Source organism: Streptomyces sp. NPDC004667 (assembly GCF_040609475.1).
GTDB lineage: Bacteria > Actinomycetota > Actinomycetes > Streptomycetales > Streptomycetaceae > Streptomyces.
This window is the reverse complement of the sequence record NZ_JBEXKC010000259.1, coordinates 1-1,605: the sequence shown is the minus strand read 5'-3', so window position 1 is coordinate 1,605 and position 1,605 is coordinate 1. Positions and strand designations below refer to the sequence as shown.

At 74.7% G+C, this 1,605-nt stretch carries 2 protein-coding genes; both read left to right on the top strand.

The window, feature by feature from the left end; translation table 11 throughout:
- A partial coding sequence (locus tag ABZW32_RS39885) for a KR domain-containing protein (protein WP_356225826.1) occupies window positions 1-1,212 on the top strand: 1,212 nt, incomplete at its 5' end.
- A gap of 31 nt (window positions 1,213-1,243) precedes the next feature.
- Window positions 1,244-1,605 (top strand): beta-ketoacyl synthase N-terminal-like domain-containing protein (locus ABZW32_RS39880; RefSeq protein WP_356225825.1); only part of this gene is annotated, 362 nt, incomplete at its 3' end.

Here is a 1,605-nt window from a genome sequence, read left to right as displayed (position 1 = left end):
CTCGGCGCCGAGGTGACCCTCGCCGCCTGCGACGCCGCCGACCGCACCGCGCTGGCCGCACTCCTCGACGCCGTCCCGCCCGCACACCCCCTCACCGCGGTGGTGCACACCGCGGGCGTCCTCGACGACGGCCTCCTCACCGCCCAGGACCCGCAGCGCCTCGCCGCCGTCCTGCGGCCCAAGGCCGACGCCGTCCACGCCCTCCACGACCTCACCGCCCACCTGCCGCTCGATGCGTTCGTGCTCTTCTCCTCCGCCGCCGGCCTGCTCGGCAGCGCCGGACAGTCCACCTACGCCGCCGCCAACGCCCACCTCGACGCCTTCGCCGCCTGGCGCCACGCCCGAGGACTGCCCGCCGTCTCCCTCGCCTGGGGCCCCTGGGCCGGCGACGGCATGGCCGGCGCCCTCGACGGCACCGACGCCGCCCGGCTGCGCCGCACCGGCCTCGCCGCGCTCCCGCAGACCGAGGCCCTCGACCTCTTCGACGCGGCCCGCGCCACCGGCCGGCCCGTCCTGCTGCCGCTGCGCCTCGACCGGACCGCCGCCCGGGAGGCCGGGGACGCGCTCCCGCCCGTTCTCGGCTCCCTGCTCGGCCCGGACGAACGACCCGCCGCCGCGCCCCGGCCCGACGCCCCCGGCCCCCGGCGGGAGACCCTCGCCGACCGGATCACGGGCCTGTCCCGCGCCGAACGCCCGGTACTGCTCCTGGACCTCGTACGCACCGAGGTCGCGCGCGTCCTCGGATTCGCCGGCCCGTCCGACGTCGGCGCGGACCGCAGCTTCCGGGAAGCCGGCTTCGACTCGCTCACCGCCGTCGAACTGCGCAACCGGCTCAGCGCCGAGACCGGCCTGCGCCTGACACCGACCCTCGTCTTCGACCACCCGACGCCCCGGGCCCTCGTCGAACACCTCGACGCGGAACTGCCCGGCGCCGAAGCCTCCGTGCTCGCCCTGATCGGGCAGCTCGGCGCGGCGACCGCACGGGCCGACCTCGACCGGGACGCCCGCCGGACGGTCGCCGACCACCTCACCGCGCTGCTCGCCGAACTCGGCACCACGGTCACCGCCACGGAAACCGCCACCGCCACCACCGCGCCGGCCACCGCCGGGGCCCCGGCGGACCCGGACCGCGGCAAGGTCACCGAACTGCTCCACTCCGCATCCGACGACGAACTGTTCCAGCTGCTCGACAGCGGCTTCCGCTCCATCTGAAGCCCTGCACCGACACCTCCAGGGGAGAGCCGTGTCCGCTCACGACACCAACCAGGACGCCACGGGGAACGAAACCAGGCTCCGTGAATACCTCCGCCGCGCCATGGCCGAACTGCACGAGACGCAGGCACGGCTGCGCGAGGCCGAGGAGCGCGGCAACGAGCCGATCGCGATCGTGGGGATGGCGTGCCGTTTTCCGGGTGGGGTGAGTTCTCCGGAGGGTTTGTGGGATCTGGTGTCCTCGGGTGTGGACGCGGTGTCGGGTTTCCCGGTGGACCGTGGGTGGGACGTGGAGGGTCTGTTCGATCCTGAGCCTGGTGTTCCTGGTCGTTCGTATGTGCGGGAGGGGGGTTTCCTGCACGATGCGGGGGAGTTCGATGCGGACTTCTTCGG